Annotated in this window: 23 protein-coding genes; 10 read left to right on the forward strand and 13 right to left on the reverse strand. The window is 70.8% G+C overall.

The window, feature by feature from the left end; genetic code table 11:
* The first annotated feature begins 36 nt into the window (after positions 1–36).
* Positions 37–990 carry an acyltransferase gene (locus FHP08_RS04770; protein ID WP_147703191.1) on the forward strand — a complete coding sequence of 318 codons (954 nt, stop codon included), beginning with the start codon at positions 37–39 and terminating at the stop codon, positions 988–990.
* Here FHP08_RS04770 and FHP08_RS04775 read toward each other — a convergent pair.
* Together FHP08_RS04775 and FHP08_RS04780 are read right to left on the reverse strand one after the other, a co-directional pair.
* Positions 956–3,595, reverse strand: a complete 2,640-nt coding sequence (locus FHP08_RS04775; protein ID WP_147703192.1) for a cation-translocating P-type ATPase — start codon at positions 3,593–3,595, stop codon at positions 956–958. The genes FHP08_RS04770 and FHP08_RS04775 overlap by 35 nt on opposite strands.
* A 162-nt stretch (positions 3,596–3,757) precedes the next feature.
* Positions 3,758–4,150, reverse strand: a complete 393-nt coding sequence (locus FHP08_RS04780) for a cupin domain-containing protein (RefSeq protein WP_222707816.1) — start codon at positions 4,148–4,150, stop codon at positions 3,758–3,760.
* A 166-nt stretch (positions 4,151–4,316) separates the two neighbouring features.
* On the opposite strand from FHP08_RS04780, the gene FHP08_RS04785 reads away from it, so the two are divergent.
* The 4 genes from FHP08_RS04785 to FHP08_RS04800 are packed head-to-tail and all read left to right on the forward strand — an operon-like array spanning position 4,317 to position 8,013.
* The gene (locus FHP08_RS04785) at positions 4,317–5,321 is read left to right on the forward strand and encodes a TRAP transporter substrate-binding protein (protein ID WP_147703194.1); all 1,005 of its coding nucleotides are present in this window, start codon (positions 4,317–4,319) and stop codon (positions 5,319–5,321) included.
* Between the two features lie 12 nt (positions 5,322–5,333).
* The gene (locus tag FHP08_RS04790) at positions 5,334–5,861 is read left to right on the forward strand and encodes a TRAP transporter small permease (RefSeq protein WP_147703195.1); all 528 of its coding nucleotides are present in this window, start codon (positions 5,334–5,336) and stop codon (positions 5,859–5,861) included.
* Complete coding sequence (locus tag FHP08_RS04795) at positions 5,858–7,177, forward strand: TRAP transporter large permease (RefSeq protein ID WP_147703196.1); 1,320 nt, start codon at positions 5,858–5,860, stop codon at positions 7,175–7,177. Before FHP08_RS04790 ends, FHP08_RS04795 begins: the two co-directional genes overlap by 4 nt.
* Complete coding sequence (locus FHP08_RS04800) at positions 7,174–8,013, forward strand: TauD/TfdA dioxygenase family protein (RefSeq protein WP_147703197.1); 840 nt, start codon at positions 7,174–7,176, stop codon at positions 8,011–8,013. Before FHP08_RS04795 ends, FHP08_RS04800 begins: the two co-directional genes overlap by 4 nt.
* A 36-nt stretch (positions 8,014–8,049) precedes the next feature.
* Here FHP08_RS04800 and FHP08_RS04805 read toward each other — a convergent pair whose 3' ends face one another.
* Positions 8,050–8,946: an NAD(P)-dependent oxidoreductase gene (locus FHP08_RS04805; RefSeq protein ID WP_147703198.1), complete on the reverse strand. Its 897-nt coding sequence runs from the start codon at positions 8,944–8,946 to the stop codon at positions 8,050–8,052.
* A gap of 44 nt (positions 8,947–8,990) precedes the next feature.
* Here FHP08_RS04805 and FHP08_RS04810 point away from each other — a divergent pair, with 44 nt between their 5' ends.
* Entirely contained in the window at positions 8,991–10,046 is a 1,056-nt protein-coding gene (locus FHP08_RS04810) for a formylglycine-generating enzyme family protein (RefSeq protein WP_147703199.1), read from the forward strand.
* Here the strand turns inward: FHP08_RS04810 and FHP08_RS04815 are convergent.
* Positions 10,040–10,528, reverse strand: coding sequence for a hypothetical protein (locus FHP08_RS04815; RefSeq protein ID WP_147703200.1), 489 nt, complete (start codon positions 10,526–10,528; stop codon positions 10,040–10,042). The genes FHP08_RS04810 and FHP08_RS04815 overlap by 7 nt on opposite strands.
* Before the next feature lie 4 nt (positions 10,529–10,532).
* Positions 10,533–11,309 carry an SDR family NAD(P)-dependent oxidoreductase gene (locus FHP08_RS04820; RefSeq protein ID WP_147703201.1) on the reverse strand — a complete coding sequence of 259 codons (777 nt, stop codon included), beginning with the start codon at positions 11,307–11,309 and terminating at the stop codon, positions 10,533–10,535.
* A gap of 246 nt (positions 11,310–11,555) precedes the next feature.
* Here FHP08_RS04820 and FHP08_RS04825 point away from each other — a divergent pair, with 246 nt between their 5' ends.
* On the forward strand, positions 11,556–12,065 hold the full coding sequence (locus FHP08_RS04825; protein ID WP_147703202.1) for a hypothetical protein: 510 nt from the start codon (positions 11,556–11,558) through the stop codon (positions 12,063–12,065).
* 12 nt (positions 12,066–12,077) lie between these two features.
* Here the strand turns inward: FHP08_RS04825 and FHP08_RS04830 are convergent, their stop codons facing one another.
* From FHP08_RS04830 to FHP08_RS04860, 7 genes are all read right to left on the reverse strand, one after another.
* A complete protein-coding gene (locus FHP08_RS04830) occupies positions 12,078–13,337 on the reverse strand; it encodes an MFS transporter (protein WP_147703203.1) in 1,260 nt (419 codons plus the stop codon).
* Entirely contained in the window at positions 13,334–14,884 is a 1,551-nt protein-coding gene (locus FHP08_RS04835) for an acetolactate synthase large subunit (protein WP_147703204.1), read from the reverse strand. Before FHP08_RS04835 ends, FHP08_RS04830 begins: the two co-directional genes overlap by 4 nt.
* Before the next feature lie 14 nt (positions 14,885–14,898).
* On the reverse strand, positions 14,899–15,207 hold the full coding sequence (locus FHP08_RS04840) for a hypothetical protein (protein ID WP_147703205.1): 309 nt from the start codon (positions 15,205–15,207) through the stop codon (positions 14,899–14,901).
* A gap of 104 nt (positions 15,208–15,311) precedes the next feature.
* Positions 15,312–16,568 (reverse strand): TolC family protein, encoded by a 1,257-nt coding sequence (locus tag FHP08_RS04845; RefSeq protein ID WP_147703206.1) that lies wholly within the window; start codon positions 16,566–16,568, stop codon positions 15,312–15,314.
* Positions 16,565–16,882, reverse strand: coding sequence for a DUF3240 family protein (locus FHP08_RS04850; RefSeq protein WP_147703207.1), 318 nt, complete (start codon positions 16,880–16,882; stop codon positions 16,565–16,567). Before FHP08_RS04850 ends, FHP08_RS04845 begins: the two co-directional genes overlap by 4 nt.
* A complete protein-coding gene (locus FHP08_RS04855) occupies positions 16,879–19,971 on the reverse strand; it encodes an efflux RND transporter permease subunit (protein WP_147703208.1) in 3,093 nt (1,030 codons plus the stop codon). Before FHP08_RS04855 ends, FHP08_RS04850 begins: the two co-directional genes overlap by 4 nt.
* Positions 19,972–19,976: 5 nt before the next feature.
* Positions 19,977–21,137, reverse strand: coding sequence for an efflux RND transporter periplasmic adaptor subunit (locus FHP08_RS04860; RefSeq protein ID WP_147703209.1), 1,161 nt, complete (start codon positions 21,135–21,137; stop codon positions 19,977–19,979).
* Positions 21,138–21,296: 159 nt separating this feature from the next.
* On the opposite strand from FHP08_RS04860, the gene FHP08_RS04865 reads away from it, so the two are divergent.
* Positions 21,297–21,584, forward strand: coding sequence for a 4Fe-4S dicluster domain-containing protein (locus FHP08_RS04865; protein ID WP_147703210.1), 288 nt, complete (start codon positions 21,297–21,299; stop codon positions 21,582–21,584).
* A 15-nt stretch (positions 21,585–21,599) separates the two neighbouring features.
* On the opposite strand, the gene FHP08_RS04870 is transcribed toward FHP08_RS04865, so the two are convergent.
* On the reverse strand, positions 21,600–22,985 hold the full coding sequence (locus tag FHP08_RS04870; protein WP_147703211.1) for an alkaline phosphatase family protein: 1,386 nt from the start codon (positions 22,983–22,985) through the stop codon (positions 21,600–21,602).
* Between the two features lie 164 nt (positions 22,986–23,149).
* On the opposite strand from FHP08_RS04870, the gene FHP08_RS04875 reads away from it, so the two are divergent.
* Positions 23,150–24,010, forward strand: coding sequence for an EboA domain-containing protein (locus FHP08_RS04875; RefSeq protein WP_147703212.1), 861 nt, complete (start codon positions 23,150–23,152; stop codon positions 24,008–24,010).
* 44 nt (positions 24,011–24,054) lie between these two features.
* Positions 24,055–24,981: a TatD family hydrolase gene (locus tag FHP08_RS04880; protein WP_222707817.1), complete on the forward strand. Its 927-nt coding sequence runs from the start codon at positions 24,055–24,057 to the stop codon at positions 24,979–24,981.
* The last annotated feature ends 19 nt before the right edge of the window (positions 24,982–25,000 follow it).

The following is a 25,000-nucleotide window of genomic DNA, read 5'->3' on the forward strand; positions in this document are numbered from 1 at the left end:
GACCTGCGATCCTCGGCGTCATCCACGTCCCCAGAGATGCTCTCCTTCCTGCCCCCGGTCCTGCGCGGCGTGGTCGCCGCGACGCTGCTCGCGCTGAACACGCTGCTGTGGTGCGGCCTGCTGTTCCTGCTGGCCCTGGTCAAGCTGCTGCTGCCCTTTGCGGCGGTGCGCCGGGTCATCGACCCGATGCTCAACGGCGTCGCCGCGAACTGGATCTCGGGCAACAGCGCCTGGATGCGGCTCACTCAGAAATCGGCCTGGGACGTGGCCGGCGTCGAGGGCCTGGACTACCGGGGCTGGTACATGGTCAGCGCCAATCACCAGAGCTGGGTCGACATCTTCGTGCTGCAGCACTTGCTGAACCGGCGCATTCCGCTGCTCAAGTTCTTCCTCAAGCAGCAGCTGATCTGGGTGCCAGTCATGGGCCTGGCCTGGTGGGCGCTCGACTTCCCGTTCATGCGCCGCCATTCGGACGCCTACCTGAAGAAGCACCCCGAGAAGCGGTTCGAGGACCTGGAAACCTCGCGGCGCGCCTGCGAGAAGTTCGCACTGGTGCCCACCAGCGTGATGAACTTCCCCGAAGGCACGCGCTTCACCGCGCAGAAGCACGCCGACCAGCGCTCGCCCTATCGGCACCTGCTCAAGCCGAAGGCCGGGGCGATGGCGCTCGCCCTCAGCGTGCTGGGCGCGAAGTTCCGCTCCTTCGTCGACGTCACGATCGTGTACCCGGAAGGCGTTCCGACCTTCTGGGACTTCCTGTGCGGGCGGATGGAGAAGGTCGTCGTGCGGGTTCGCCTGCTGGAGGTGCCCGCCGACATGCTGGCGGGCGACTACGCGACCGATCCGCGCTTTCGCAAGGCGATCCAGCGCTGGCAGCAGGAACGCTGGCGCGAGAAGGACGGGCAGATCGAGGCGCTGCTCGTTGCCGAAGGCAAGATCGCTCCCGCGCCCGAAGTCAGCCCGCCAGCCGACGACCCCACAGCATCTTGAGCAGGTCCAGCGCGATCGCCAGCGCGATCGCCGCGCCGGTGCCGATCGCCAGGTCGCGCCAGTGGAAGCTTCCGAACCGGAACACCTGCTGCGCGGGCGGCCAGGCGAGGGCGAGCGCGGTGAGCCCGCCGGCGGCCACCAGCACCCAGACCAGCGCGCGATTGGGTCGCAGCAACAACCCCACCGGGTCCACCCGATAGGATCGGTTCACCAGGATCAGCGCCAGGTTCACCAGGATCAGGGTCACGAAGCCGATCGCCCGGATGTCCCCCTCGGGCAGGCCGGCCCGGGCCGCGCCCAGGTAGGCGGCGGCGACCACGGCGAAGGCGAGCAGGCCCTGGAGCAGCGCCCAGCCCAGCACCTGCGCGGACAGGATGCGGCTTTCGGGGTCGCGCGGTGGCCGGCCCATCACGTCGGACTCCTCCTTCTCCGCCTCGAACACGATCGAGCAGACCGGGTCGATCACCATCTCCAGGAAGGCGATGTGGATGGGCCAGAACACGATCGGCAGGCCGGTCAGCAGCGGCAGCAGGGCCATGCCGGCGATCGGCACGTGGATCGCCAGGATGTAGGTCATCGCCTTGCGCAGGTTGTCGTAGATGCGCCGGCCCAGCCGCACGGTGCGGACGATCGAGCCGAAGTCGTCGTCGAGCAGCACGATGGCCGAGGCCTCGCGGGCGACGTCGGTGCCGCGGCCGCCCATCGCGATCCCGATGTCGGCGGCCTTGAGCGCCGGCGCGTCGTTCACGCCGTCGCCGGTCATCGCCACCACCTCGCCCGAGCTGCGAAGCGCCTGGACCAGTTGCAGCTTCTGCTCCGGCATGATCCGGGCGAAGACCGACACCCCCGCGATCGCGCCGGCCAGCGCCGCGTCGCCGAGGCGGGCCATTTCGGTTCCGGTCATCACGCTGCCCGAGTCGATGCCCGCCTTCCCGGCGATCGCCCGGGCGGTCTGCGGATAGTCGCCGGTGATCATCACCACCCGGATGCCCGCGCTGCGGCACTCGGCCACGGCCTCGGGCACGCTGTCGCGCACGGGATCCTCGAGCCCGACCAGGCCGGCGTACTGGAAATCGAGCCCGGTCAGGTCCGCGGGCATGGGATCGGCCGAGGCCCCGCTTCCGGACCGGACCCCGGCCGGCATCGCAGCGGGCCTGGCCTCCGCCACGCCGAGCACGCGCAGGCCCGCCCGGGCCAGCCGGTCGACGTCGGCCTGCAGCGTCCCGCGCCGCGCGGCGTCGAAACGGCACAGCTCGGCGATCGCCTCCGGCGCCCCCTTGGCGGCCACGACGAGCGTGCCGCCGGACTGTTCCCAGGCCTGGCCGACCGCCAGCAGCGCCGGGCGCAGCGGCCACACGTGGCGAAGCGCGTCGGGGTCGGGAAGCTCGCCGCCCCACTGTTGGTGCAGCGCGTGAAAGGCTTTTTCCATCGGATCGTGCGGCTCGGGCGCGCAGGCCAGCGCGCCCAGGCCGAGCAGGCGCCGCGCGCCAGCCGGCGCAGCCGGCGAATCGCCGTCGATCCACAGCGATTCGCCACCGGCCGGCTGCAGCGCGGCGATCGCCATCCGGTTCTCGGTCAGCGTACCGGTCTTGTCGGTGCACAGCACGGTGGCCGCGCCCAGGGTCTCGATCGCGGCGGCCCGGCGGGTCAGCACCCGCGCGCGGGACAGCCTCCAGGCGCCCATCACCATGAACACGGTGAGCACCAGCGGAAACTCCTCGGGCAGCATCGACATGCCCAGGGCGATGCCGGCCAGCACCGCGTCCAGCCAGGACCCTCGCAACAGGCCGAAGAGCAGCACCGCCACCAGGCAGCAGGCGAGCCCGACCAGGGCCACGGTGCGGACGATCGCGCGGGTCTCGCGGGTCAGCCGAGGCGTGGCGGTCTCGATGCCGCCGAGCGCCTGGCCGATGCGGCCGATCCGGCTCGCAGCGCCGGTGGCGTTCACCTCGGCGATGCCCTGGCCGCGCACGACCAGGGTGCCCGCGAACACGGCGGGCAGGTCGTCGCCGCCGGGGGGCAGGGCGGCCAGCTCCACGCGGTCGTCGGCGGCGGAAAGGGAACGCTTGCGAACCGGCACCGACTCGCCGGTCAGCAGGGACTCGTCGAGCTGGAGGTCCTCGCTGCGGCGCAGGATCGCGTCGGCAGCCACACGGTCGCCTTCGGCCAGCACGATCAGGTCGCCGCGGACCACGTCGCGGCCGGGGATCCTGCGCCGCTCGCCGTTCCGGATGACCAGCGCGCGCGGGCTGGTCAGGTCGCGCAGGGCTTCCAGCACGCGCTCGCTGCGATGCTCCTGCACGATCGCGATGCCCACCGACAGCGAGGCAAAGGCCAGCAGCATCATGGCTTCGGCCAGGTCGCCGAGCACGAAGTAGATCGCTCCCGCGGCCAGCAGCAGGCCGAACATCGGTTCGCGGATCACGTCGAGGGTCACGCGCCGCAGCGTGCGGGTGCCGGGGCGGGGCAGCTCGTTGGGCCCGTCCAGGGCCAGGCGCCGGTCCGCCTCGGCAGCGTCGAGCCCGGCGTCGCCCGTGGAACGCCCGGTGCCCGAAGCGGGGGAACCGGCTTCGGCGCTGGCACGAGATCCTGACGGCTTCGGCACTCGACGATCGGGCAGTAATCGATGACGGACGAAACGATACAGGCTAGGCAGGAAGACGAGCCTCTGCCCGGCCGAGGCGCGCTCGCAGGCCTGGCGGGCTGTCGCTGGCCGCCGCGATGATGCGCGCCAGCCTGGCGATGACCCTGATCGCCGTCGCCCTGGTCACGCCGGTGGCTTGGCCGGTGCTGCCGCTGCTTCGGTCCTGAAATCGGCCGGGGACACGATCTCGATCAGCTCCAGGTCCGGCGAGTGCGCGATCTCGCGGTGCCGGATGCCGGGCGGCTGGTGCACGCAGGAGCCGGCCTCGAGCAGCACCTCGCCGACCCCTTCGTACTCGAAGCGCACCCAGCCCTTCAGCACGTAGACCAGTTGCAGGTCGACTTCGTGCCGGTGCCACTCGCCGGTGGCGTGGGTGCCTTCGCGGGCGCGGATCACGTGCATGACGGCCTTGCCGTCGGTGGCGGTCCGGATGCCCAGGTCGCGGTACTCGAAGTACTGCCTCAGGCCGTCGGTTTCGAAGCGGCCGTCGCGGGCGTGCTGGACGCTGAATCTCATCGAGAGGTCTCCCATGTCGGTTTTCCGCATGCCGGCCGGGCCGCGCGAAATTGTCGTTCGCGAGACCTTTCGCGGCGGCGGGTTCTGGGGCTAAACTGCCCCGAGAAAAATCGCCGGGCCGTCCTGGAGCCTCCGTGGCGGCCCGGTCAAACCCAGAGGAGACATGATGCACCGCAGATCCTTCATCGGCGCAGCGTCCGCGACCGCCGCGGCGTCCGCATTCGGCACTTTCGGAATCATCGGCCGGGCGAGCGCCCAGACGCTGACGCTCAACGGCGCCTCCCAGTTCGACGACAGCCATCCCTACACGATGGCCATGCAGCGCTTCGCCGAGCTGGTCCAGAAGTACTACGGCAAGCCGATCAACTTCGTCATCCACAAGAACAGCGCGCTGGGCCTGGAGAAGCAGTACGTCGAGTACATGGCGCAGGGCAGGGCGGTCGACTTCGCGGTGGCCTCGCCGGCCCACATGTCCACGTTCTCCCGCTCGGCGCCCTTCATCGACGCCCCCTTCCTGTTCCGCGACCTCGCGCACTGGAACAAGGTGCTCGACCAGGACCTGTTCAAGCCGATCGCCGACGACATCGCGGCCAAGGCCGGCGTCATGCTGATCGGCTATGGCGGCGGCGGCGTTCGCAACATTTTCGCGACGAAGCCGGTCACGAATCTCGCCGAGATGAAGGGGCTCAAGGTGCGGGTGCAGGGCGCGCCCATCTGGAGCAAGACCTTCGCGGCGACGGGCATGGCGCCCACGGTCATCGCGTACAACGAGGTCTACAACGCGATACAGAACGGCGTCATCGAGGCCGGCGAGAACGAGGCGGCCGGTGTCGAGCAGATGAAGTTCTACGAGGTGGCGCCGCAGTTGAACATGACCCAGCACGCGATCACGATCCGGCCGCTGTGCTTCTCGGCCAAGACCTTCAAGGGCCTGCCCAAGGACCTTCAGGACGCCGTTGTCCGGGCCGGCAAGGAGGCCGCCACCTACGGCCGCGAGGTCGAGTCGGGCGGCGACGGCAAGCGGCTCGAGACCCTCGAGGCGGCCGGCAAGCTCAAGCGGATCGCCTTCAACGACCGGGATGCCATGAAGAAGCTGGTCGACCCGGTGATGGCCGCCTACGCCAGGGAAATCGGCGCCGAGGGCATCCTCGCGAAGATCAACGCCATCTGACGGCGCCTCTCGATGTCTCCTGACCAGGCCCGCGCTCCGCGCGGCGCCTGGCGGCGCTTCACGGCCGCCTGGCACCGCTTGCTCTCGTTCCTGCTCGTGATCTCGGTGGCGATCCTGGTCGTCCCGGTCAGCCTGCAGATCTTCTCGCGCTACACCTCGCTGATCCCGTCCTACATCTGGACGGAGGAGATGGCGCGCTTCCTGTTCGTCTGGCTGATCATGATCGGCTCGATGGTCGGGATGCGCGAGGGCACGCACTTCATCGTCGACATGTGGCCGCGGCTCTCCCCGCGCGCCGATGCGGTCCTGCAGCTCGTCTCGGGCATCGCGGTGCTGGTGTTCGCAGTGGTCTTCGTGATTGCCGGCTGGGAGTTCACCGAGTTCGCGTTCAACCGGATCTCGGAGCTGGCCGAGTTGCCGCTGTGGATGATCCATATCGCCTGGCCGCTCCTCGGGCTGAGCTGGCTCGCGTTCCACGGCGAGCGGATGGTCGACCTCTGGCGCGTCGCCACCGGCCGGGAAGGGGGCGCGCGCGCATGAGCAGCCTCATCTTCTCGCCCGGAGGGGCCTCGGCCGTCCTGTTCGGCATCTTCTTCGTGCTGCTGTTCCTGCGCGTGCCGGTGGCGGTCGCGCTCGGCCTGGCCTGCCTGCCGATGCTCGTCATCGAGCCGCACCTGTCGCTCATGGTCCTCGCCCAGGAGACCTTCAACGCCTACAACTCGTTCATCCTGCTGGCGGTGCCCTTCTTCTTGCTCACCGCCAACCTGATGAACACCGGCGGGATCACCGACCGGCTGGTCCGCCTGTCGCGCGCGCTGGTCGGGCAGTTGCCGGGAAGCCTCGCGCAGATCAACATCGTCCTGTCGATCTTCTTCGCGGGCATTTCCGGTTCGGCCACGGCCGACGCGGCCAGCCAGGGCAAGCTGTTCATCGAGGCCCAGGTCAAGGAGGGCTACGACACCAGTTTCTCGGTGGCGATCACCGCGGTGTCGGCGGTCATGGCGGTCATCATCCCGCCGTCGATCCTGATGATCGTCTGGGGCGGGGTGCTCACCACGTCGATCGGCGCGCTCTTCCTGGCGGGCATCATTCCGGGCCTGCTGATGGGCCTGGTCCAGATGGCCACCGTTCACGTCTACGCGAAGCGGCGTGGCTACCCGACCTACGAGGCCTCGTCCGCGGGGGAGATCGTGCGGGCCCTGTACGTGGCGGTGCCCGCGCTGCTGACGCCGGTGATCATCATCGGCGGCAAGATCTTCGGCTGGTTCACCGCCACCGAGTCCGCGTGCATCGCGGTGCTCTATGCCGCGATCCTGTCCCTCGTCGCGTATCGCGAGATGAGCCTCAAGGGGCTCTACGAGGCGTTGCTCGACACCGGCCGGCTCGCCGGCGCCACCTTGTTCTGTGTGGGCACGGCCAGCGCCTTCGGCTGGCTGATGGCCTTCTACCAGATCCCGCATGCGATCCTGGGCGGCGTGAATGCCTGGGAGATGGGCCCCATCGCCACCGGCTTCTTCGTGGCGGCCGTGTTCCTGGTGGTGGGCTGCTTCCTGGACGCGATTCCGGCGATCATCATCGTCGGGACCATCCTCCAGCCAGTCGCCAGGACGGCGGGCCTGGACCCGGTGCACTTCGCGATGATCGGCATCGTTTCGCTCGCTTTCGGCCTCGTGACGCCGCCCTACGGCCTGTGCCTGATGATCTCCTGTTCGATCGCCGGCGTGCGCCTCGGTGACGTGCTCAAGGACACGATGATCATGCTCATGCCGATGTTCGGCGTACTGATCCTCGTCATCCTCTGGCCGCAGGTCACGCTCTTCGTGCCCAGCCTGATCTCCCCGGAGTTCCTCAGATGACGCTCGACATTCGTCCGCTCGGAAGCTTCGGCGCCGAGCTGCGCGGGGTGGACCTTTCGCAGCCCATGCCGGACACGCTGTTTGCCGCGATCGAGCGGGCCTTCTACGACGCCCACCTGCTGGTCGTGCGCGGCCAGCGGCTCGACGCGCCGGCCTTCCACCGCTGGGCCTCGCGCTTCGGCCGGCCCGAGCCGCACGTGATCGATCAGTTCCATCATCCGGAGATCCCGGACATCCTTCGCCTGTCCAACGTCGTGAAGGATGGCGTCGCCCAGGGGCTGGCCGACGCCGGCACCTACTTCCACACCGACTACTCCTATCTGGCCGAACCCGCCAGGGCGACCACGCTGTACTCGATCGAGGTGCCGGCGGTGGGCGGCGCCACGCTGTTCGCCGACCAGACTGCGGCGTGGGAAGACCTGTCCGTTGCCGCGAAGTCGAGGCTCGAGGGGCTCACGGTGCTGCATCACTACGGCAACCGGGACGATCTCGACGAAGCCTCGCGCACGGTGGCCTCGGTGCTGAGCGACGCGCAGAAGGCGCGGATGCAGTGGGTTCGCCATCCGCTGGTGCTCGAGCACTGGTACACCGGCCGCAAGGCGTTGTACGCGGTGTCGGGCAGCTCCTTCGGCATCGAAGGCATGGGCGAGCCCGAGGGCAGGGCCTTGCTCGACGAGCTCAAGGCACATTCCACGCAGGCCCGCTACCAGTACCGGCTTTCCTACGAGGTGGGCGACGTGGTCATCTGGGACAACGCCGCCTTGCTGCATTCGGCCACGCTGACCGACCCGAGGCATCCGCGCAGCCTCTGGCGGATCACGCTCAAGCCGGCATGAGGCCCGGGGCCTGGCGACCCCGGGCTTGCGTCGCGCTCAGCCCGGCACGATCTTCGCGCCGGTGAGCTGCTCCTGCGCCAGCACCAGCGCCGGCACGAACTTCTTGCCCTGGCCCATCGCGCTGGCCATGGCCAGGCTCTGGTGCACCGCCTCGCCGACGATCGAGGGCACGGTCAGCCCTTCGGCCAGGTGGGTGTAGTAGCGCACGTCCTTGCGGGCGTTGTCGAGCTCGAACTTCAGCCCCTCCAGGTCGCCCGACAGGGTCTTGGCCATGGCCTGGAAGATCCCCGAGTTCACCGCGCCGGCGGAAACCACCTCGACGAGCTTCCGGGGATCCACGCCCGCCCGCACGCCGACCGCGAAGGCCTCGGCGGTGGCCGTGCAGATCGCCTGGGCCACGAAGTTGTTCAGCAGCTTGATCACGTGCCCGGCGCCCGGGCCGCCCACGTGGAAGATGTTCTCGCAATAGCCCTCGAGCACGGGCCGGATCGCGGCGAAGGTGGCATCGTCGGCGCCGACCATCGTGTTCAGCCGGCCCTGCTCGGCCTCGACGGGGGTGCGGGCGAGCGGCGCGTCGACCAGGGTGACCCCCTTCGCCGCGCAGGCCTCGCGCAGGCGGGCGGTGGAGTCGGGCTCGCTGGTCGAGGTCTCGATCACGACCAGCCCCTTGCGCGGGGCGCTCAGCACGCCGTCCGGACCGGCGAGCACCTGCTCGACCTGGGGCGAGCCGGTCACGCAGACGATCACGACCTCGCAGGTCTTGCCGAGCTCGGCCGGCGTGGCGGCCTGGGTCGCGCCGGCCTCGAGCAGGTCGGCCACGCGCGCGCGGTTGCGGTGCACCGTCAGGCCGACCTGGAAGCCCTTGGCGAGCAGGCTGCGCGCCATGCCGTGGCCCATGAGGCCCGACGCGCCGATGAATCCGATCTTCTTCATGGTTATCCTCCCTGGAGGGGCGAGGGTGCCCCAAGGGGGCGCAGATGAGCAAGCACACGAGTTCCGGAAGGAAACGCGCGGCAGGAACGCTGCTTGCCGCGCTGCTCCTCGCGACTGCCGGCTGTGCGAGCCGGGGCGGCGAACAAGGCGCAGGCGGCCCCGCGACGATCGTCGACCGGCTGGGCCTGGCCTTCGTCCTGGTGCCGGCGGGGGAGTTCATGATGGGCAGCGAGGAATCGGCCGGCGCGCTGGAGGCCGCGTTCCCGACGATCGGACGCGAGCGGATCGCCGAGCTGCACGACGAGGCGCCCCGCCATCGTGTGCGAATCACCCGCGGCTTCTACCTCGCCCGGCACGAGGTCACCGTAGGCCAGTTCCGGCGCTTCGTCGAAGCTTCGGGCCATGTGCCCGAGTCGATCGCGGACGGGACTGGCGCTTACGGGTTCCGAAGCGACTACGACCCTGCGCGATCGCCGCGCGGTGACGCCTTCGAGGGACGCGATCCGGCCTACTCGTGGCGCAATCCGGGTTTTCCGCAGGGCGACGATCATCCGGTGGTGAACGTCAGCTGGAACGACGCGATGGCGATGGCGCGCTGGCTTGGCGAGATCGAGGGCGTGCCCTATCGGCTTCCGACCGAGGCGGAGTGGGAATACGCGTGCCGTGCCGGCAGCCGCACCCGCTATCACTGGGGCGACGCGCCGGTGCCGCAGACGAGCGCCGCCAACCTGTTCGACCTGGACGCCTCGACGCACTGGCCGCGCTGGCAGGCCCAGGCGCTGCCGGCGCGGGACGGCTTTGTCTTCACCGCGCCGGTCGGGAGCTTCGCCCCGAACGCATGGGGCCTCCACGACATGCACGGCAATGTCTGGGAGTGGGTGGCCGACTGGTACGAGGAAGCCTATTACCGTGTCTCGCCGCTCGAGGACCCAGGAGGTCCGCCGGACGGCCGGCTCAAGGTGCGCCGAGGCGGGTCCTGGCACACCTGGCCTTTCTACGCGCGGGCCTCGTTCCGGAACTGGAACACGCCCGAGACGCGCTACACGCTGGTCGGGTTTCGCCTGCTCAGGGAGACCGGCGCCGTCGCGGCCGCTCACTGACGCCAGACGACCAGCGTGTCCGAGGCCGAGTGTCCGCCCGCGTCGCTGGCCGTGACCACGATCGGATTGGATCCGGTGGCGAGCGTCAACGCGCCGGCGTCCCAGCGCAGCGCCAGGGGGTCGAGGCAGTCGAGTCGGGCTGCCGCGAGGCCGGCCTGTCCGGTGGCGGAATTCAGCCAGGCGATCCGGTAGCCGGGCGCGATGGTGCCGGCGGGACCGGCGCATTGCGAACCCTCGGGTACGAAGGCCCCGCCGGCGACGACCACGGCCGGCGCGGTTGTGTGCCATTCGGCGAGCGAGGTCGGCGACTCGATCCGGATCCACCACGAGGAGGGATCCGAATCGGTCAGCAGGATCGAGATCTCCGCATAGCCGCAGCCGGCAAGCAGCGCGAAGAGCGTCAGCGCAGCTCGGCGCAGCCCTGGGCGCAGGCGCCCGCTCCCGCGCGGGCGCCCGATCGGGCGGGTCCGCTTGCCCGCCATCAGCTCAGTCTCCGCGCGCCAGCCCGGCCAGTCGGCCGCCATCGATCACGAAGGTCTGGCCGGTCGTGTAGCGGCCGGCGGGCGCGGCGAGGAAGACCGCCGCGCCGGCGATCTCGTCGGGCTCGCCGATCCGGCGCAGCGCGGTGTTGGACACGCTCTGCTCGAGGATCTTCGGGTCTTCCCACAGCGCGCGCGCGAAATCGGTCTTGATCAGGCCCGGTGCGATGCAGTTGGCGCGCACGTTCTTCCGGCCCCATTCCACCGCCAGGTTGCGGGCCAGCTGCATGTCGGCGGCCTTGGAGATGCAGTACACGCCGATCACGTCGGAGCCCTGGAATCCGCCGATCGAGGACACGATGATGATCGAGCCGTCGCCGCGCTCGGCCATCTGCGGGGCCACCATGTTGCACAGCCAGAAGTTGCTGCGCACGTTGCTGTTCATGATCCGGTCGTAGGCCTCGTCGGGCATGTCCACCGACGGACCGAAGTAGGGGTTGACCGCGGCGTTGCACACCAGGATGTCGATCCGGCCCCACCTGGCGTTGGTGGCGTCGACCAGGGCTTGCAGTTCTTCCTTGCGGCCGATGTTGCAGGCGACCGCGATGGCCTCGCCGCCGCGCGCCCGGATGCCCTCGACCACGGTCTCGCAGGCCGCGAGCTTGCGGCTCGACACCACCACCTTCGCCCCCTGTTCGGCCATCCGCTCGGCGATCGCCCGCCCGATTCCCCGGCTGGCGCCGGTAATGACTGCGACCTTGCCGGTCAGATCGAATAGCGACATCTGTTCCCCCTCGTTGCTGGACTGGTTTGCACACGCGGAAGGATGACAGCAAACCCGTGCGGCTGCTGGCCGGCGCGGGCGGTCCCGGACCCCGGAGGGCCGGCCCCGGACGGTGGTGGGTCGGCCCCGGGCCCCGACGGGCCGGCCATCGCCCGATGCGGGCGCTTCGTCGGGCGGGACGAGCGGCGGCAGGGCCGAAGGACGACAGTGCTCCCAGTGCGGCGATAGCGCCATGGAGAGTCCACGATGACAGCCTACGCAGGCGATACCCTTCTATACCGGGACCGGGTGTTCCGGCTGGGATCGCGTCCGCTCGAGGCGTGGTTTCGGCTGATCGGCCAACGGCCCGGGTTGCGGCGCGCGAGCGGCCTGTCCGCCGATGCCCCGGACTACGCGGCCACCTGGGAGATCGGCGACGACGGCCTGCTGCGCCTCGTCGGGCTCACCGGCAGCTGGCCGGACACCAATCCGCTGGCGTTGGGGCACTTGTTCCCGTTCGCCGAGGAATCGGTCGTCGCCGGCTGGTACACCGGCATCCTGCGCGGCATTCGCGCAGGATCGGTCGGGACGGCCCTGGCTGCGGTCCAGGAACCCTGCCATCTGGCTTCGTTCCCGCGCCATGGCGTGCCGGGACTGATGCTCGCCGACCTGGCGCTCGAGGTCCGCTGCGGCCGCCTGCTCGATGCGAGCGGCGAGACGCTGGGCCCGGGCCGCCCGGGCGACGAATCGCCGCGCTGGGCCGCCACGCTGGTCTAGCGGCCCCTTGCGCTACGCTTGCCGCGGCGCCATCCGCATCACGCGCCAGGCACAGAAGGTCGCCAGCACCGAGCCGGTCGCGCACAGGGCCATGGCCCAGCCGTAGTGGCCGTGAGCGTCGAACAGCGCGCCGGCCGCCACCGGTCCGAGCAGGGCGCCGAAGGCGGCGCCGGTGTAGAGCAGGCCGATGATCCCCGAAACCGCCCTGAGGCCATAGAGATCGCTGCAGATCGGCGGCAATAGCGAGACGATGCCCCCATACGAAAGGCCGAAGACGAGCGCGAAGACGGCAAAGGCCGGATAGCCGTCGGCGCTCGCCCAGATCAGGAAGGACGCGCCGAGCATGGCTTCGACGATGATCCGGGTCTGCAATCGCCCGAGCCGATCGGCGAACCCGCCGATCCCGAAGCGGCCCAGCAGGCTGCCGATGCCGATCAGCCCGACCAGCGCGACCGCCTCGGTGTCGGCGATGCCTGCGTCGCGCGCCGACGCGGACAGGTGCGCGAATGGCACGAACATCGGGACGCCGGCGGCCAGCGTGCTCGCGTACAGCCATCGGAAGCTCGGGGCGCGCAGGGCCTCGCGCAGCGTCAGCCCCGCCGGCGCCCCGCGACGCGTGGTGGCGTCGGCGGCGAGGCCACTCGCTGCCGACAGGGGCAGGCCGTCGGGCGCCAGTCCGTGACGGGCGGGGTCCCGGTCCAGGAACCAGGCAGCGGCGAAGCCCGCCAGCACGACCCCCAGCGCCAGCCAGCGCATCGCCTCGCGCCAATCGAGGTTGGCGATCAGCCAACTGGCCAGGATCGGCACGACCAGCGTGCCGGCGCCGATGCCCGAGCTGGCAATGCCCGAGGCCAGGCCGCGCCGCCTGGCGAACCAGGGCTGGACCGCGCCCATCGAGGGCGTGTAGACCAGCGCGACGCCGAGGCCGATGCCCAGCCCGTAGGCCAGGTAGATGCTGGCCAGGTCCGTCGCGAAACTGGAGGCCAGCAGGCCGGCCGCCAGGCAGCTCATGCCGGCCAGGCCGGTGGCGCGCGGCCCGAAACGGTCGGCCAGCGCGCCGCCCACCGCGCCCAGCGAGAAGTAGAGCAGCGAGGACAGGCCGAACACCCAGGACACGTCGGCGCGCTGGGCGTCGAACTCGACCGACCAGGGCTGGAAGAAGGCCGCGAAGGAATAGGCGACCCCGAAGATCACCGTCATGGCGGCGAAGGCCGCCCAGACGACGTACCAGCCGCGGAAGAGGGTCGCCCGGCCGACCACGGTCGGACTCAAGGCAGCTGTGCTTCGATCAGGAACGGGCCCTTCTTCCGAAGCGCCGCGGCCAGCAGGTCGTTGAAGCCTTCGGCGGTGTCCGTCGCCGCGGCCTCGACGCCCATTCCCCTGGCCAGCGCGACCCAGTCGAGCTCGGGGTCTTCGACCGCGAGCATCCGCTTCGCGCGCTCGCCGGGGTTCTCCACGCCCACGCCCTTTAGCTCGCCCTGGAGGATCCGGTAGCCACGATTGGCCAGCACCACGGTGACCACGTCGAGCCGCTCGCGCGCCTGGGTCCAGAGAGCCTGCAGCGTGTACATGCCGCTGCCGTCCCCTTCGAGGCTCACTACCTTGCGGTCGGGGCAGGCGATTGCCGCGCCGGTGGCCATGGGCAGGCCCTCGCCGATCGCGCCGCCAGTGAGCTGCAGGTAGTCGTGCGGCGCCGAGCCGTCCGTGTAGCGGAACAGCGCGCGGCCCGAAGACACCGATTCGTCGCACAGGATGGCCTGCTCGGGGAGCATGGCAGCCACCGACTGCATGACCGCTTCGGCGGTCAGCCGCCCGGGCTGGGCGGGCGTCATGCAGATCGCGTCGTTGGCCAGCGGCGCCGCCGCGGTCGCCCCGAGCTCGTCGGCGAGCCAGCGCAGGGCGTGCTCCAGGTCGTCGTCGGGGCCGGCCACGCGGAGGGTCTCGCAGCCGGGCGACGTCATCATCGACGGCTTGCCCGGGTAGGCGAAGAAGGAGGCAGGTGGATTGGCCCCGAGCAGCAGCAGCACGTCGATGTCGGCCAGCGCGGCGAGCGCCTGGTCGACCGGGTAGGGGACCCGCGGCACGACCACGCGGCCCGCGCCCCGCTCGACCCGGGCATTGGACTGTTGCGACAGCAGTCGCACGCCGGTCGCGGCGGCGATCCGCGCGGCCAGGCCCAGGCAGGGCTCGCGCAGCGCGCGGCCGGACATCATCAGCGTGACCCGCTTGCCGGACCGGATCGCGGCCACGGCCTGCGAGATCGCACCCGGATCCGCCTTGCCTCGCGGCGGCGGCTCCCGCGGCGCGGCAGGTCCGTCGGCCTCGTTCCAGGCGGTGTCGGCAGGCAGCGCCAGCGTGGCGACCTTGCCGGCGCCGCTGCGCGCCTGTCGCACTGCCTCGGCCGCGTCGCCGGCCACCGAGCGGGCGTCGCCCGACATCCGGAACCAGTGCGAAACCGGGCGCGCGATGCCTTCGAGGTCGCTGGCCAGTGGCGTTTCGTAGCCGCGATGATGGATCGCGTGCTCGCCGACGATGTTGACCACCGGGCTGCGCGCCTTGCGGGCGTTGTGCAGGTTGGCCAGCCCGTTGGCCAGCCCGGGGCCGAGGTGAAGCAGCGTGGCGGCCGGCCGGTCGGCCATCCGCGCGTAGCCGTCTGCGGCGCCGGTGACCACGCCCTCGAAGAGCCCGAGCACGCAGCGCATGCCGGGCACCGTGTCGAGCGCGGCCACGAAATGCATCTCGGACGTGCCGGGATTGGTGAAGCAGACCTCGACCTTCGAGGCAAGCAGCGTGCGGACCAGCGATTCGGCACCGTTCATTGCGGGTGTCTCCGTCACAGGCCCAGGATGCGGCCGATCTGGGCGATGTAGCGGCTGCCCTCGAATGCATCCGAGATCAGTTCGTCGCCGAGCTTGTGCATCGCATCGCGCAGGCCCGAAAGCCCGCGGTGGACATCGCCGTCCTCGGGCGACTCGGCGCCGAGCGCGGCGCGCAGCTGCTCGACCTCGGCGCGCAGGGCGTCGATCCGCGAGGAGTCGCTGCGGGCCCTGGCGAGGTCGTCTTCGAGCGCGTCGACGAGGCGACCGACCTCGTCGAGGTCGATGTTCTGCGGGGCGGAACCGGGGCGGGGTGTCTCGTTCACGGCGGTATCCCGGCGCGAGCCGGGTGTCGGGTGGGTCTGCGGCCGATTCTAGACCGCGGGGCCCTGCCGGGCGACCCGGGGCCGTGCCGGAATGCGCGAAGGCGTCAGTCGTAGTCCCAGAGCAGGTGCACGTCGAGCAGCAGCCGCGCCCGGCGCTGGAGGGCCTCGATGCGCGCCTCGAGGCTCGCCAGCGCTGCCTGCTTCGCCTGCCTGCGGGCGATCAGGACCTCGCCCAGGCTCGCCTCGCCGAGGCGGTGCGCGGTCTCCAGCCGCTCGGCGACCCCCGCCTGCAGGGCGGCCGCCGCCTCGCTGACCTGCCAGTTCGCGCGGCTCGACTCGACCGCGTGGATCAGCGCGCCGACCTCGGCCTCGAGTCGCCGTTGCGTGGCGGCGGCCCGGCGCGCGAGCGCATCGGCCGTGGCCACGCTGGCGTCCGCCGCGGCCCGCCTGGCTTCGCCGCCGAACGGGATCGACAGGTAGACGCCGACCATGCCGTCGGCGCCGCTGCGCTCGCGCGCCATCCGCAGGCCGACGCTCGGATCCGGCCTGCGATCAGCCAGGGCGCGCCGGCTCTCGGCCAGACCGCGTGCCGCCGCGGCGCGCGCCAGCAACAGGCCGTGGTCCCTCTCGATCGCTGCGCGGCCCAGCGCCGACAGGTCGGACGACAGCGTCTCCGGGCGCGGTGCCGGCCCGGGCATCGATCCGGGGCCGGCGAGCCTCGGAAATCGGTGCTCGAGCATGATCCGCGCCTGTTCGGCGCGCGCGAGCCCCTGGCTCGCGGCCGCCTGCGCCTCGGCGGCGGCTGCTCGGGCCCGGCTCAGGTCGAGCGCCGATGCGTCGCCCAGACTGTTGCGTCGCTCGACGACCGATGCTTCGCGCGTCGCCAGCTCGGACTGGTCGCGCAGCATCGTCGCCACCGTCCTGGCGCGCAGCCAGTCGTACCAGAGCGAGAGCAGCTCGCGGGCGGTTTCGTGCCGCGCATCGGCCAGCGCCACGTCGGCTTCCTCGACGCGGATGTCGCCGAGTTGCCGGTCCAGGTTCGCCTTGGTCGGCGAGCGCAGGGGGCGCTCCAGCGCAAGCTCCCAGTCGCTCGTGCGTTCGGAGTCGCCGCCCTGGGTCGCGCGCCGCCGCAGGTAATCCACCCGCGCCACCCATTCCTGGGGCCCGGCGACGAGCTGCCGACGGGTGGCGAGCCCCGCGTCGCGCATCGCGGCGGCGGCCTGAACGTCGGGCGCCTCGATGATCGCCTCGCGAACGAGCTCCGCGGGCGGAAGTTCCGAAGGATAGGGGGGCGCGCCCTCAGCATGGGCGAGCAGCGGCAGGGCGAGCGCAAGCGCGCTGATCAGGACAGGCAGTCTCATTGGAGGCTTCCGAAGTCGAGGATCGGCATCGTCCAGAAATGGATCGGGGCAGCGGGCATGGCTTGCCGGATCGCATCGAGCAGCGTGGACAGGGCGGCAGACGCGAGCGCAATCTCGATGCGGACCCGCTTCCCGCGGCCGCGGACGTTCTCGTCGGCCCCGACCAGCGGGACGCGCGTGCCGTGGCCGTCGGCAGGGCTGCTGGTGAAACCACCCGCGAGTTCCGGCATGGCCAGCAGGAGATCGACCAGCGGCTCCTCGAGCGCCGCCGGCGCGACGAGCGTGAGCACGATGTCGGTGCGGCCTTGCGTCATCGCGGTGCTCCCTCGAGGGCGGCCGGGGTGCGATCGAGCCCGAACCGACGAAAGAGAATCGGCAGCAACAAGAGGGTCAACAGGGTCGAGCTGACAAGCCCGCCGATCACGACGACGGCAAGCGGCCGCTGGATCTCCGAGCCGGGCCCGCTGGCGAACAGCAGCGGCACCAGGCCGAAGGCCGCGATCGACGCAGTCATCATCACCGGGCGAAGCCTGCGTCGAGCGCCTTCGACGACCGCCTCGGTGGCTGTCATCCCCTTGTCGATCAGCTGATTGAACTGCGTGACGAGCACGACGCCGTTGAGCACCGCGATGCCGAGCAGGGCGATGAAGCCGACCGAGGCCGGCACCGACAGGTACTCGCCCGACAGCAGCAGCGCGAAGATGCCTCCGACCAGCGCGAAGGGCACGTTCGCCAGGACCAGTGCCGCCTGCCGGACCGATCCGAAGGTCGAGAACAGCAGCAGGAAGATCAGGAGCAGGGCGACCGGCACGACGACCGCCAGCCGGGCCGCGGCGCGCTGCTGGTTCTCGAACTGCCCGCTCCACTCCAGGCGGTAGCCTGCGGGCAGCGGGACGTCCGTGGCCACCCGGGCCCGCGCTTCCTCGACGAAGCCGACCAGGTCGCGTCCGCGCACGTTCGCCTGGACCGTAGCGTAGCGCGCGCCGTTCTCGCGGTCGATCTTCACCGGACCGTCGATGCGCTCCAGGTGCGCCACCGCCGACAGCGGCACGGCGCCGCCGCCGTCGAGGCCCAGCCTCAGGTCGGCGAAGCGTGCGGCGCTTGCGCGGAAGTCCTCGTCGGCGCGGATCAGGATCGGGACGCGACGGCCCCCCTCGACCAGCGAGCCCGCTTCCTGGCCCTGGACCACGGTGCGCAGCGACGACTCGATCTCGTCCACGGACAGGCCCAGGCGCCCGGCGGCGAGGCGGTCGATCCGTACGCGCAGGTACTGCATGCCCTCGTTCTTCGCGGTGAACACGTCCTCGGCCCCCGGGATCTCGCCGAGCAGCCTCTCGATCCGGGCGGCCGCGCCGGCGAGCTCGCGCAGGTCGTTGCCGAAGACCTTGACGGCCACGTCGCCGCGCACGCCGGTCAGCATCTCCGACACCCGCATCTCGATCGGCTGGGTGAAGGTCGCCTGCACGCCCGGGAAGGCGGCCGCCACCGCACGCAACTGGTCGGTGAGCCAGGCCTTGTCCGGACGGCGCCATTCGGCGATCGGCGCCAGCACCAGGAAGCTGTCCGTCTGGTTCAGGCCCATGGGATCCAGGCCGAGCTCGTCGGAGCCCGAACGGGCCACGATGCTGCGGACTTCGGGGACCCGCTCGAGGATGGCCCGCTGGATCCGTGTGTCGATCTCGACCGTCTGCGCCAGGCCGATCGAGGGCAGCTTCTCCAGCTGCATGATGATGTCGCCCTCGTCCATGGTCGGCATGAAGCTCTTGCCGACCCGGACGTAGGCGCCGCCGGCCAGCAGCAGCAGGGCCAGCGCCGCCACGAAGACGGCGCGGGAATGGGCCATGGCCCAGGCCAGCGACGGACGATAGATCGCGTCGAGCTTGCGCACCAGCCAGGGCGCGTGGGCCGGTCCGCGCCTGAGCAGCAGCGAAGCGAGGACCGGGATCACGGTCAGGGCGAGCACCAGCGACACCGACAGCGCGTAGACGATCGACAGAGCGACCGGGATGAACAGCTTTCCCTCGAGCCCCTGCAGCGTGAGGAGCGGCAGGAACACGATCACGATGATGCACACGCCCGAAGTGACCGGGACCGCGACCTCGCGCACCGCGCGATAGACGAGGTGAAGGGCCGACACCGGCGCGAGCGCGCCGCCCTCGGCCAGCCGGGTCTCCAGGTTCTCGACGACCACGACCGAAGCGTCCACCAGCAGGCCGATCGCGATCGCCAGGCCGCCCAGGCTCATCAGGTTCGCGGACAGGCCGGTGTAGCGCATCAGCACGAATGTGCCGAGCGCCGCGAGGGGCAGGGTGAGCGCCACCACCAGGGCGGCCCGCAGGTTGCCCAGGAAAGCCACCAGCAACACGAGCACCAGGACGATCGCCTCGAGCAGCGCCCGCGACACGGTGCCGATCGCGCGCTCGACCAGCGTGGACCGGTCGTAGAAGGGCTCGATGCGCGTGCCGGCTGGCAGGTTTGTCGAGATCTCCGCCAGCCGCGCCTTCACGCCGTCGATCACCGCCTGGGCGTTGGCGCCGCGCAAGGCCAGCACGAGGCCCTGCACCGCCTCGCCGGCGCCGTCGCGGGTCACCGCGCCGTTTCGCGTGAGGCTGCCGATGTGCACCTGGGCGACGTCGCCCACCCGGACCGGAACACCGTCGCGCCGATCGATGACGATCTCGGCGAGGTCGTCCAGGCCGACGACCGCGCCCTCGACGCGGACGATGAGCGCCTCCTCGCCGTCGGCGAGCCGGCCGGCGCCATCGTTTCGGCTGTTGCGCTCCACCGCGCTTCGGAGCTGGTCGAGGCCGATGCCGCGCGCCGCGAGAAGCTGCGGATTGGGAACGATCTCGAAGGCCCGGGAGTGCCCGCCGAGGCTGTTGACGTCGGCCACGCCAGGGATCGTGCGCAGCTGCGGGCGGATCACCCATTCGAGCAGGGTTCGCTTCTCCTCGAGGGACAACGGGCCCTCGATCGTGAACATGAACATTTCGCTGAGCGGGGTGGTGATCGGGGCAAGGCCGCCGCTGGCCTGAGGGGGAAGCGCGTCCATCGCGGCCGCCAGGCGCTCGGCCACCTGCTGCCGGGCCCAATAGATTTCGGTGCCGTCCTCGAAGTCCAGGGTGAGGTCCGTGAGGCCGTACTTCGAGACCGCGCGCAGGATGCGCTGCCGCGGGATGCCGAGCAGCTCCTGCTCGATCGGCAGGGTGATCCGGCTCTCGACTTCCTCGGGCGTCATGCCGGGCGCTTTCACGATGACCTTGACCTGGGTCGTCGAGACGTCGGGGAAGGCGTCGATCGGCAGCGCCCGGATCGAGACGACCCCCGCGCCCACCAGCAGGGCGGTCAGGACCAGCATCAGCAGCCGCTGGGTCAGCGCGAATTCGATGATCCGGGACAGCATCGCGATCAGTCCCCCGAGCCAGGCCCGAGCGCGGCCTTCAGCTGGCTCGTGCCACGAGAGACGACCCGGTCGCCGGCGTCGAGGCCGCCCCTGACCACTCGCTCCTGATCCGAGCCGGAGATCAGTTCGACCGGAACCACCACGTACCGGCCGTTGCGCTCGGCGAATACCACGGGCCGCGAGTCGGTGCCGGCGAGCCTGACGAGCGCGCTGCCGGGGATGCGCCAGGCCGGCCGCGTACCTTCGCGCGGCGGGACGGCGATCTCCGCCTCGACTTGCTGGCCCGGATTGAGCGTGGCGAGGCGCGTGTCGAGCTGCGCGCGCACGACGATCGTCTGTCCGACGCCCACGGCGCGCCCGACCGCGATCACCCTGCCTTCCGAGCCGCTCGCGGGGATCCGCACCGCCCGTCCCGCCGCCAGACCGCCGGCGAGCGCGACCGGCACGTCGATCTCGAGCGCCAGCGGCTCCAGTCGCGCCACCTGGAACAGCGTGGTCGCCGGGTCGACCCGCTCGCCGGCGCGCACCTGCTGCGACAGCAGCACGCCGTCGATCGGCGACTTCACCGTCAGTTCGGCGCTGCCTCCGGGGGCGGCGCCGGCCAGTTGCAGCAGGGCGCGGCGCTCGGCGAGCAGCGCCGCGGCCTGCCGGTCGGCGGCGCGGCTGGCCTCGACCCGGGATGCGGGAATCAGACCCTCGGAGAACAGGGCCTGGTCGCGAGCGAACGCTCGTGCCGCGCGATCGCGCTCGGCGCTCGCCTGGACGAGGTCGCGGCGCAAACCGATCAGCTCGGCGCTGGACAAGGTCGCCAGCGGCTGCCCGGCCTTCACGGAGTCGCCCGTGCCGACGAGGATTGCGATGACCCGTGCGCTCACCGGAGCGGCGACGAATCGCAGCTGTGCGTCGGGCACCGTCACGCGGGCCGGCAGGTGACCGAGCCAGCCGGCATCGGCGCTCAGGACCGGCGCGGTCTGGATGCCGGCTGCCGCGAATCGGGCCACCTCCAGCGATGCCGGCGTTGCCGACGATCGGGGAGATGCCGACGAGGTCGACGATGCGGGCGGTTCGGCCGCCCGGGCGAGCCCCGCGTGCGAGAGCGAGCCGGCTGTCGACGCGGCGAGCAGGAGGGCGAGAAGGCGGCAGGAGGGCATGAGGCGTGCGGGCATGAGTTCGAGGCACCGGATCGATGTCGGACTCTATGACCGTGACCCTGAATCCTGGCTGAACGTGGGCCGGATCGACGCCGGGCCGCATTGCGGCGAGAATGCCGGCAGCGGCCCGCTCGCATGCGGGCGAATCGTGGATGCCAGCGACGCTCCAGCGACATGAGCACGGAAAGCTGCCGGGGTGCCCCGGGCAAGATCGTCCCCGCAATCGACCGGAACCTTTGCGAAGGCAAGGCGGCCTGCGTCGCCGTCTGCCCGTTCGGCGTGTTCGAGATCCGCGTGCTTTCGAGCGACGACCGGGCGTCACTCTCGTTGCGCGGGCGGCTGAAGGCCTGGGCGCACGGCGGCAGGCAGGCCTACGTCGTGCGCCCCGACGATTGCCACGCCTGCGGCCGCTGCGCGCCCGCCTGCCCCGAGGGCGCGATCACCCTGGGCAGGGCGACCTGAGGGTCGCGCCCGCGCTCAGGCGAAAACGTGCGCCAGCACCAGCTGCTTGAAGGCGGTGGCCCCGACCTTCCCTGCAGGCAGCAGGTCGCCGCGCGAGCTGATCACCAGCGGACCGTGCGCCGGATCGCCGGTGATCCGCCCATGCGAACCCTTCACGAGCTGCACGTCCTTCAGCGAGATCACGTCCATCAGCGTGCGCAGGCCGAACTTGCGCTTGGCGAGCCGCCAGGCCGTGGCCAGCATCGGCAGGCGCAGCTCGGGATCGACGAACAGCTCCACCGGGTCGTAGCCCGGCTTGCGATGGATGTCGACCGTGCGGGCGAAATCGGGGGCAAGCCGGTCGTCCAGCCAGTAGTAGTAGCTGAACCAGCGATCGGCCCTCGAGATCGCGACGAGCTCGCCCGAGCGCTCGTGATCCAGGCCGGCGGCGCGCTTGCCGGCCTCGTCGAGGACGGTCTCGACGCCATCGAGCCGCTCGACGATCGTGCGCACCTCGGCGATGCGCGAGGGGTCGTTCACGTAGACGTGCGCGACCTGGTGATCGGCGAGCGCGAAGGCGACGCTGGCGCCCGGGTCGAGGATCTCGCGGCCGAACTCCTCCGGGCGGACCTGGATCAGGCCCGCCTCGCGCAGCGCCCGGTTGATGGGAATCGCATCGGTGACCGGTGTGATGCCGTACTCGGACACCACGATCACATCGCGGCCGGTGGCGTCGGCGAAGTCGATCAGCTTGCCGCACTCGGCGTCGAGCTCGCGCAGGTCGGCCTGCACCCGAGAATGGGCCAGGTCGGGCCCGAGGCGCTGCAGGTTGTAGTCGAGGTGGGGCAGGTAGGTCAGGGTCAGGGTGGGATCGCGCGTCTGCATCACGTGCAGCGTGGCATCGGCGATCCAGGCCGTCGACGAGATGTCGGTCATCGGCCCCCAGAACTTGAACAGCGGGAACGGTCCGAGCTTCGCGTCGAGCTCGTCGTGCAGCGCGTAGGGGTGCGCGTAGTGATCGGGGATCTTGCGGCCGTCGGCGGGGTACATGGGACGCGGCGTCGCGCTCCAGTCGGCGCTGGCGTACATGTTGTACCACCAGAACATCTTCGCGCAGGTGAAGGACGGATCGCGGCGCCTGCCCGCTTCCCAGACCTTCTCGCCGGCGACCAGCCGGTTCGACTGCCGCCACAGCCAGATCTCGCTCAGGTCCCGGAAGTACCAGCCGTTGGCGACTATGCCGTGGCCCGAGGGCGGCAGCCCGGTGAGCAGCGTCGACTGGACCGTGCAGGTGACCGCCGGCGCCACCGTGTCCAGTGGCCTTTGCCCGCCGCGATCCGCGAGACGCCTCAGGTTCGGGGTGTGCTCGCCGACCAGGGCCGGAGACAGGCCGACGGCGAGGATGACCAGGCACGGTTTCATCGGATCGGGGCGCTCCGGGGCGAGCCCGGAGGCCGGGCGGGCAGATTGCGAACCGGGCGAGTGTAATACCATTTGCCTGGGCGTCGGACCGTTGGCAATATCCCCCGAAAACGGCCTCGGCAAACGTCCTCCAGGCGGCCGAAACCGATCCGAGAGGGGGAGAAATGAGCGAGCCGGCCCGGAACATTCTTCGCGAATGCCTTCGCGCGCGCCTCGACCAGGAGCGGGATCGCTGGCTCGACGAGCAGCTTCGATCGATCGCCGCCGCCCCCACCGACAAGTTCCTGCACGTCGCGCTCGGCATGGCGCCGCGCCGGCTCGGCAAGGCCGCGCTCGCCGTGGATGCCGAGCCGCGCGCGCGGCTGGCCGCCGAGGTGCCTGGCTGGTCTCTGGAAGGCTGGAGCGTGTCCGACGCGGCGCGCGTGCTGATGCTCGCGGCGCTGCCGCCCGAGGGCTTCGCCGAGCGGTTCAGGGGGCTGTGCCAGACCGCCGACGTGGCCGAGTCGATCGCCCTCTATCGTGGCCTGCCCCTCTACCCGGGCTCCGACGCGCTCGAGCACCAGGTGGGCGAAGGCCTGCGAGGCAACGTCCAGGCGGTGTTCGAGGCGATCGCCCACCGCAATCCCTATCCGAGGCAATGCTTCGACCAGCACCGCTGGAACCACATGGTCCTGAAGGCGCTCTTCATCGGCAGCAGGCTGGGCCCGATCGTGGGCCTCGACGAGCGCGCCAACGAAGAGCTCGCCCGGATCATGATCGACTTCTCGCACGAGAGGAGGGCGGCCGCGCGGCCGGTCCCGTGGGAGATCTGGCGCTGCGTCGGGCCCTTCGCAAGGGGGGCGATGGTCGACGACCTGGCCCGGGCGCTGGACGACGGCGACTGCTTCCGCGAGGCTGCGGCGCTCGGGCTGTCGGCCAGCCCCGACCCGGCCGCGGCGGCCGTGCTCGACCGCGCGCCCGAGCTGCGCGAGGCCATCGCCCGCGGCGAACTCGACTGGAGCGCGCTGGCCGCCCGCTGCGGCTGAGACGCGCAGAACCGCATCATGCACAGAGACCCTGGAGACGACAGATGATGTTCATCGACCCCCATGCGCACATGGTGTCGCGCACGACCGACGACTACGAGGCGATGGCCGCGGCCGGCGTCGTGGCGGTCATCGAGCCGGCCTTCTGGCTCGGCCAGCCGCGTACCAACGTCGGCGCCTACCTCGACTACCTGTCCACGCTGGTCGGCTTCGAGCGCTTCCGCGCCGGCCAGTTCGGCATCCGCCACTACTGCACGATCGGCCTGAACTCGAAGGAGGCGAACAACGAGGCGCTGGCCGAGGGCGTCATGGAGCTGATCCCGCGCTTCGCGCTGAAGGAAGGGGTGGTCGCGATCGGGGAGATCGGCTACGACGAGCAGACCGCGCTCGAGGACAAGTACTTCCGGCTGCAGCTCGACCTGGCGAAGGAGCTCGACCTGCCGGTCATGATCCACACCCCGCATCGCGACAAGAAGCGCGGCACCTCGCGCTCGATGGACGTCTGCATCGAGCACGGCCTGGCGCCTTCGAAGGTGGTGATCGACCACAACAACGAGGAGACGGTCCGCGAGTGCCTGGACCGCGGCTTCTGGGCCGCCTTCTCGATCTATCCGAGCACCAAGATGGGCAATGAGCGGATGGTCGAGATCCTTCGCCAGTACGGCGCCCGCCAGATCATCGTGGACTCGGCCTGCGACTGGGGCATCTCCGAGCCGCTCGGCGTGGCCAAGACCGCCCGGCTCGCGCTGCAGCGCGGCATCCCCGAGGAGCAGGTCAGGCTGGCCTGCTACCAGAACGCGCTCGACGCCTACGGGCAAAGCGGGCAGATGAAGGAAGCGGACTGGCTGAACCCGGTCGACATCGATCAGCGCGCGCTTTACGAGGGCAACTCGATCCTGCGCGGCGGGCGCGAACCGCGTGTCGAGAAGCTCGCCAACCGTCGGTCGATGGACGACCTGATCATCAAGTGAAGGCGCCGGCTGGCCCGGC

It is taken from the genome of Zeimonas arvi (assembly GCF_008039575.1).
In the GTDB taxonomy this organism is placed as follows: Bacteria; Pseudomonadota; Gammaproteobacteria; order Burkholderiales; family Burkholderiaceae_E; genus Zeimonas; species Zeimonas arvi.

Excerpts from the sequence above, each read along its gene's own strand:
- FHP08_RS04855 (WP_147703208.1), bottom strand. The coding sequence starts at position 19,971 with ATGCTGTCCCGGATCATCGAATTCGCGCTGACCCAGCGGCTGCTGATG.
- FHP08_RS04800 (WP_147703197.1), top strand. The coding sequence starts at position 7,174 with ATGACGCTCGACATTCGTCCGCTCGGAAGCTTCGGCGCCGAGCTGCGC.
- FHP08_RS04880 (WP_222707817.1), top strand. The coding sequence starts at position 24,055 with ATGATGTTCATCGACCCCCATGCGCACATGGTGTCGCGCACGACCGAC.
- FHP08_RS04825 (WP_147703202.1), top strand. The coding sequence starts at position 11,556 with ATGACAGCCTACGCAGGCGATACCCTTCTATACCGGGACCGGGTGTTC.
- FHP08_RS04815 (WP_147703200.1), bottom strand. The coding sequence starts at position 10,528 with ATGGCGGGCAAGCGGACCCGCCCGATCGGGCGCCCGCGCGGGAGCGGG.
- FHP08_RS04810 (WP_147703199.1), top strand. The coding sequence starts at position 8,991 with ATGAGCAAGCACACGAGTTCCGGAAGGAAACGCGCGGCAGGAACGCTG.
- FHP08_RS04780 (WP_222707816.1), bottom strand. The coding sequence starts at position 4,150 with ATGAGATTCAGCGTCCAGCACGCCCGCGACGGCCGCTTCGAAACCGAC.
- FHP08_RS04795 (WP_147703196.1), top strand. The coding sequence starts at position 5,858 with ATGAGCAGCCTCATCTTCTCGCCCGGAGGGGCCTCGGCCGTCCTGTTC.
- FHP08_RS04865 (WP_147703210.1), top strand. The coding sequence starts at position 21,297 with ATGAGCACGGAAAGCTGCCGGGGTGCCCCGGGCAAGATCGTCCCCGCA.
- FHP08_RS04770 (WP_147703191.1), top strand. The coding sequence starts at position 37 with ATGCTCTCCTTCCTGCCCCCGGTCCTGCGCGGCGTGGTCGCCGCGACG.
- FHP08_RS04785 (WP_147703194.1), top strand. The coding sequence starts at position 4,317 with ATGCACCGCAGATCCTTCATCGGCGCAGCGTCCGCGACCGCCGCGGCG.
- FHP08_RS04870 (WP_147703211.1), bottom strand. The coding sequence starts at position 22,985 with ATGAAACCGTGCCTGGTCATCCTCGCCGTCGGCCTGTCTCCGGCCCTG.
- FHP08_RS04790 (WP_147703195.1), top strand. The coding sequence starts at position 5,334 with ATGTCTCCTGACCAGGCCCGCGCTCCGCGCGGCGCCTGGCGGCGCTTC.
- FHP08_RS04820 (WP_147703201.1), bottom strand. The coding sequence starts at position 11,309 with ATGTCGCTATTCGATCTGACCGGCAAGGTCGCAGTCATTACCGGCGCC.
- FHP08_RS04805 (WP_147703198.1), bottom strand. The coding sequence starts at position 8,946 with ATGAAGAAGATCGGATTCATCGGCGCGTCGGGCCTCATGGGCCACGGC.
- FHP08_RS04835 (WP_147703204.1), bottom strand. The coding sequence starts at position 14,884 with ATGAACGGTGCCGAATCGCTGGTCCGCACGCTGCTTGCCTCGAAGGTC.
- FHP08_RS04845 (WP_147703206.1), bottom strand. The coding sequence starts at position 16,568 with ATGAGACTGCCTGTCCTGATCAGCGCGCTTGCGCTCGCCCTGCCGCTG.
- FHP08_RS04860 (WP_147703209.1), bottom strand. The coding sequence starts at position 21,137 with ATGCCCGCACGCCTCATGCCCTCCTGCCGCCTTCTCGCCCTCCTGCTC.
- FHP08_RS04850 (WP_147703207.1), bottom strand. The coding sequence starts at position 16,882 with ATGACGCAAGGCCGCACCGACATCGTGCTCACGCTCGTCGCGCCGGCG.
- FHP08_RS04875 (WP_147703212.1), top strand. The coding sequence starts at position 23,150 with ATGAGCGAGCCGGCCCGGAACATTCTTCGCGAATGCCTTCGCGCGCGC.